4 protein-coding genes and 2 pseudogenes are annotated in these 5,851 nt (G+C 43.3%); 4 read left to right on the top strand and 2 right to left on the bottom strand.

Translation table 11 applies throughout. The annotated features are described in order from the left end of the window. Window positions 1-401, bottom strand: a 401-nt coding sequence (locus EWV60_RS02500; protein ID WP_287230676.1) for a Uma2 family endonuclease, incomplete at its 3' end; no start/stop codon positions are given. Window positions 402-691: 290 nt separating this feature from the next. Here EWV60_RS02500 and EWV60_RS02505 point away from each other — a divergent pair. From EWV60_RS02505 to EWV60_RS02520, 4 genes and pseudogenes are all read left to right on the top strand, one after another. Continuing rightward, window positions 692-2,611, top strand: coding sequence for a long-chain fatty acid--CoA ligase (locus EWV60_RS02505; RefSeq protein WP_002737027.1), 1,920 nt, complete (start codon window positions 692-694; stop codon window positions 2,609-2,611). Between the two features lie 61 nt (window positions 2,612-2,672). Continuing rightward, window positions 2,673-3,122, top strand: a complete 450-nt coding sequence (locus EWV60_RS02510; RefSeq protein WP_002755701.1) for a YlqD family protein — start codon at window positions 2,673-2,675, stop codon at window positions 3,120-3,122. Between the two features lie 247 nt (window positions 3,123-3,369). Next, the gene (locus EWV60_RS02515; RefSeq protein WP_287230680.1) at window positions 3,370-4,734 is read left to right on the top strand and encodes a DUF3370 domain-containing protein; all 1,365 of its coding nucleotides are present in this window, start codon (window positions 3,370-3,372) and stop codon (window positions 4,732-4,734) included. Window positions 4,735-5,027: 293 nt separating this feature from the next. Then, window positions 5,028-5,735: pseudogene (locus EWV60_RS02520) on the top strand (hypothetical protein); the annotation flags it as partial. 5 nt (window positions 5,736-5,740) lie between these two features. On the opposite strand, the pseudogene EWV60_RS02525 reads toward EWV60_RS02520, so the two are convergent. After that, window positions 5,741-5,851 (bottom strand): annotated as a pseudogene (locus EWV60_RS02525) (IS630-like element ISMae24 family transposase); the annotation flags it as partial.

A 5,851-nucleotide genomic window follows, 5' to 3' on the forward strand; every position in this document is an offset into this window, starting at 1 on the left:
TCCTCTAAACTTTCTAGAGTTTGATAATCATTAAATTTATCCCCCCTGTCAAAAGCTTCTGTAGAATCGGAGAGAACTTCGATAATCAATTTAGGAAAACTTTTGTAGGTAGCAGTTTCCCTATCTCTGTCATCGCAGGTGACAAGAATATCAGGATAATAAAAGTGATTGCGTTTCTCTAATCTGACTTTCACATCGGCAAAATAAACCCGACAATCGGAACCCCGCAAATGATTACGAACAATTGTGTATATATTCCCCGCAACAATATTATGAGTATCCGTCGTCCCTGCCATGGTGTAAATTTGTCCATCGATATATTCGTGTTTAATGAGACTGGTTTCTTCAAACTGAAGATATTCTTCTGGAGTGAGATTATTATAGTTAGATAGAGCAATCATGGTTTTTTCTGCTAGTTACAACTATATTAAGTACCTAAGCAAAATTAATTATACATCTAAGCCGTTAGCCTTTTCCGTAATCAGTAAGTAGTATTAAGTAGCAGTAACATTCCCTGATTACTGTTCACTGTTCACTGATAACTGAAAAGTCTCCTCTCCCCATCTCGATTAGGAAATCAACTTTGCAGGACTAGATACCTGTTGAAATAGTGTCTAGGAGAACCAGCAAAAAGAGCCTCGAATGGTTAATCTATATGCTATTACCCTTGTAACTCTCTATAACTACTGCTATGACAACCCTAATTGACTATTCAAATATTCAATCTTTACCCGAAGTTTGGTCAATAGTTGCCCAGCGTTTCCCCAATATTATCGCCCTGCACGATCCCCACAGTAAACCGGAAGTAATTCTCACCTATCGGGAACTTTATCAACAAATTCAGCAATTTGCCGCCGCTTTACAAGCATTAGGAGTCACAGAAACCGAAAATGTCGCTTTATTTGCCGATAATAGTCCCCGGTGGTTTATTGCCGACCAAGGTTCCATGGCAGCCGGGGCCGCCAACGCGGTACGATCTGCTCAAGCAGATGCAGAGGAATTAGCCTATATTCTGGCCGATAGTGACAGTCAGACGCTGATTGTCGAAAATAACAAAACTTTAGGCAAATTGCTGGCGAAAATCCCTGAATTGCCCCTAAAATTAATCGTGCTGCTCACCGACGAAGACCCCGCTACTGGGGCGATTTCCGTGCAGACCTTAAATTTCAAGCAACTAATGGCGATCGGGGCTGAGAACACCCTTAAACCCATCACCAAGAGCGAAAATGATCTGGCTACCCTCATCTACACATCGGGAACGACGGGACAACCAAAAGGGGTGATGTTAAGTCACGGTAATCTGCTGCATCAGGTACGCAACTTAAACGCTATCTTTCAACCGGATCCTGGCGATCGAGTTTTAAGTATACTACCTTCATGGCACTCCTACGAGCGCAGTTGTGAGTATTTCAGTCTAGCTCAAGGTTGCACCCAGATTTATACCAGTATTCGCACTTTTAAGCAGGATTTAAAGCAATTTAGTCCGCAATTAATGGTGGGAGTTCCCCGTCTTTGGGAATCTCTTTACGAGGGTATCCAAAAGCAATTTAGCGAACAATCGGCCACAAAACAGAAATTAGTGCGATTTTTGCTAGAAAAGTCGGAAAATTACGTTATTGCTAAACGTATCGCCGATAATCTCAGTCTTGATCACCTTCACGCTTCCGGGATCGAAAGACTAAAAGCAAGAATTCAATCCCTCTTACTCTATCCCCTCCATGCCATCGGTGATAAGCTAGTTTATGGCAAAATTCGCCAAGCAGTGGGAAATAAAGTTAAAATCTTGGTTAGTGGCGGTGGTTCCTTAGCCAGACATCTAGATACTTTCTATGAGATTGCGGGAATCCCGATTTTAGTTGGTTATGGACTGACAGAAACTTCTCCCGTCGCTACCGTCCGTCGTATCGATCATAACCTGCGCGGGTCTGCCGGTCGTCCCGTCTTTCAGACAGAAATCTGTATTGTCGATTTACACAGCAAAGAAGTCCTACCCACAGAAAAACACGGTTTAGTCTTGATTCGTGGTCCGCAGGTGATGCAGGGATACTATAAAAAACCCGAAGCAACCGAAAAAGCGATTTCTCCCGATGGTTGGTTTGATAGCGGTGATATTGGTTGGTTAACCGCTGCCGGGGATTTAGTCTTAACCGGACGGGCCAAAGATACAATTGTTTTGAGCAATGGTGAAAATATCGAACCGCAACCGATTGAAGATGCTTGTTTACGCAGTCCCTTTATCTCCCAAATCATGCTAGTGGGACAGGATCAAAAAGCTTTGGGGGCTTTGATCGTGCCTAATCTTGATATACTGGCTAATTGGGCCCAAGAACAGAAACTATCCTTAAATTTACCCGATCCTCACAGCGATCGCTCCACGATTCTTTCTAGCGATCTCTACAGCAAAAAAGTCTTAGATCTCTACCAACAAGAATTAAAGCGCGAGGTGAGAAATCGGCCCGGTTATCGTACCGATGACCAGATTAAAACCTTTGAGTTAATTTTAGAGCCTTTTTCCCTAGAAAACGGCATGATGACCCAAACTTTAAAGATTAAACGACCGGTAGTAACGCAACGCTATCGCGATATGATTAACGAGATGTTTGCCAAGTAAATATTTCTGGCAAATATTCTCTAACCCCTTGACAAAAAAACCTTTTTAGGATAAGCAAATCATGGATGACGCACAAACAAGTTTATTACTGAAGCGCCCGGTGACAATTAAAGTCATCGTAACCCCGCGCTGGAAAGAAGAAGCACAACAGCAATTACAGGCACAAATGGTGCAAATTGATGCACAAATTCAACAATTAGAAACCCAAGGACAAAGAGCGATCGCAGAAATTCAGCGTCAGAGTCTGATCCCCTTACCCCCCGCGGCTGCCCAACAGATTGACAATATTCAAATCCAAGTCAATCAACAGAAAAGTGAGTTTCTCGAACAAAAAAACCAGTATCTGCAACAACTGCAACAGATACAACTCTTGGAACTCAATCAAGAAGTCGCCCAAGCACAACTAGAAAGCTTTTTCCGCGTCGAAAAAGGCGATAACTTAGTGGCCAAAATGAATGTGGAACTCGTCCTTAGAGATGGCATCGTCGAAGAAATTCGCGGCGAAATTTAAAGCTAGGGTGAGCAGTTACGGGTCATTGTCAACTTAACCCTTAAAATCGGCAATAGCAAGGGGTATTCTCCCTTGCTCACCCAGAAAACCGTCCCTAGTTCACATCACCCCTGACAGGACTTGATCAGACCTTAAAAATATATTAAGATTCTTTATCGATCGCCCGGACACACTCGCTTATATTGTCGTATAACTTCAGCTCTCCATCGACTCACCCTGAATTAGATCCTATAAATATGGAATCTCTATGCTTTCTTTCTTACCCACTATTCTTTTAGCTCAGTCCGCCTCGGTTCTGCCCCAGATAGAGAGGAAATTAATCACCCAATATCAGGAAGTGCGTCAGTTGCCCGGTCAACTAAATGACGTTCTAGTTTTTAATAGCAATAGTCCCGAAGTGGTAGAAAAAGAGGGAATTCTCCTCTCCACTTTCCCCGGTAAAGGAAAACGTTTTCCCATAGCCCATCTCAATCATCCCCTACAAGGACGTTTTGACGTTTTCACCCACCACATCGCTCGTCAAACCGATCCCAATCGCAACCTACACCAGGGACTGATCGTTACTAATCCCACCTCCAAAAACCTCGTTATCCGCATCCTGCAAGGAGTCAGTTACGTCACCTCCGCCGATGCCCCTTTTGTCGATTTACCCTCTCTGGTGGAAGATCCCAACGGCCGGGTTTTTTCCGGTCCCGGTTCCCGTTTAGCCAGCGATATCATGCGTCGTCGCCATGATACCCAATTTCCCACCCAGATCGTCATTCCCCCCGGCGAAAGTCGGATGCTCTTGGATCTAGTTATCCCCAGAAGCAGCGCTCGCTCGACTCTGCTGCGTCTCTACAGCGATGGCCCTATCTATATGGCTAATTTAGCCCTCTACGAAGTTCCCCAAAAAGTCAAAATCGAAGATCGGGAAATAGAAACCTTTCGTCCCCCTATCCTAGAGGAATGGCGTACCCTATTAGTTAGAGGTGATTTAGCCGCTCCTCGTGATTTTCCCCCCACTCCCCCTGATCAGTGGTCTCCCGGAAGAAGAAATTTTTATGGTCGCGTGGCCGGAATTTCTGTCGGTTCGGAATGGGCAACCCGCATTGTCGATCCCAAAGGGGGAATTAATCTCACCATTCCTCAACCCGGTCAAGCTTTTGCCTATCCTTTAAGTACGGTGACAGCAGCTACTTTCGGAACCAGACAAATTCAAAGCGCCCCCATGTTAGTGCGTTATCCCGATACGGCTTTTAAAGCTCACGGTAACTACGGTGTTCACTACTATCTGACTTTACCTCTATATAACAACACTAGCAAAACCCAGGTGGTGGCTTTGACTATTCAAACCCCAATTAAAGAAGATAATTATCTCGATCGCTTGCTATTTGTTGAACCCGTCCAGGGACCGGTATTTTTCCGAGGTGCAGTGCGCGTTACCTATCGTAACGCAATGGGACGCACCGAGGAACGTTTTTTCCATCTCGTTCAACGGGAAGGACAACAGGGAGAAGCTTTAGTACAGATAGAACTTCCCCCCGGCGCCCGACGCGACGTTAATCTCGATTTTCTCTATCCCCCCGATGCCACCCCCCCCCAAGTTTTGAGCGTTAAAACGTTGAAATAGATAGGGGTTGGCTAAATAAATCTAAAAACCTTGTTGGATAAGACTTTTAGACTTTTTTTCCCTCAAAAAGTGCCAGCCATTGCGGGGATCGGGGGGAAAATTCCGGGACTTTTTCCCTGAAAATTAGGTAACTGACTACTTCAAAATTGGTAAAACCCCACACCCCACACCCTGCCCCCAGGAAAAGCTTTTTGCCGCAAACCCTAGATAGTTTTTCTCGAAAAGTTAACGGCTGATTGTCCGGAGGAACAACTAAGATACACTGATATTAATCTCTCTCTGGGAATTAGCCGATGGATATTAGCAAAACTTGCTTTATTTTCTGCTTATTATCTCAATTTTTGGGCAATGCAGCTGCGAGTTTAGCCGTGACTAAACTCGATTTTGATACCAGTCAACCCCTAAGAAATCAAGTGATTAAATCGGGGAAAATTAAGGTACAAGTTAGCTATCAACCCATCGACCTAAACGAGAAAATTGATGACAATTCTGATCTTAATAATGTTTCTTATCAAATCTTTTATAACGAGCAACTTTATCAGCAAAATAGCGGGTATAGTGCCTTTGGATCTGGCTATGTGGAATTAAGAGATTTAGATAATAATGGCATCGATGAGATTATCGTCTCCACCTATAGCGGCGGCGCTCACTGCTGCACATCTTTGGTAATTTATACTTGGCAAAAAGATAGATTTATTAGAGAAGAAACGGGATTTTTAGATGGTAGTGGTGGTTCTTTTGAAGATTTAGATGGAGATAATAATTATGAATTTATTACCGTTGATAATTCTTTTTTATATGCTTTTAGTTCCTACGCTGCCTCTTTTCCTCCCTCCAAAATTTATACTTTTCAACAGGGTAAATTAGCAGATGTCACTAGAAAATATCCCCAAGAATTAAGAAAAACTTTAGCAGCAATGCTGAAAGCTTTTCAGTTAGCTAAAAAAGAAAAAGGCGAAGTTAATGGCATTTTGGCTGGTTATGTGGCACAGAAAATTATAAGTACCTAGGCAAAATTAATTACATACTCGCCTCCAAAATTGTCCAGCACTTTTTTAACGTAAGCGAGGAGGCTCTTTCGGTCTTTATAGGCGCTAAATTCAATCCATTCATATTT

This window comes from Microcystis sp. Msp_OC_L_20101000_S702 (assembly GCF_007095705.1).
Lineage (GTDB): Bacteria > Cyanobacteriota > Cyanobacteriia > Cyanobacteriales > Microcystaceae > Microcystis > Microcystis ichthyoblabe_A.

What these genes read in the sequence shown, in the direction of transcription:
- EWV60_RS02510 (WP_002755701.1), top strand. Translation starts at nt 2,673, where the DNA reads ATGGATGACGCACAAACAAGTTTATTACTGAAGCGCCCGGTGACAATT.
- EWV60_RS02515 (WP_287230680.1), top strand. Translation starts at nt 3,370, where the DNA reads ATGCTTTCTTTCTTACCCACTATTCTTTTAGCTCAGTCCGCCTCGGTT.
- EWV60_RS02505 (WP_002737027.1), top strand. Translation starts at nt 692, where the DNA reads ATGACAACCCTAATTGACTATTCAAATATTCAATCTTTACCCGAAGTT.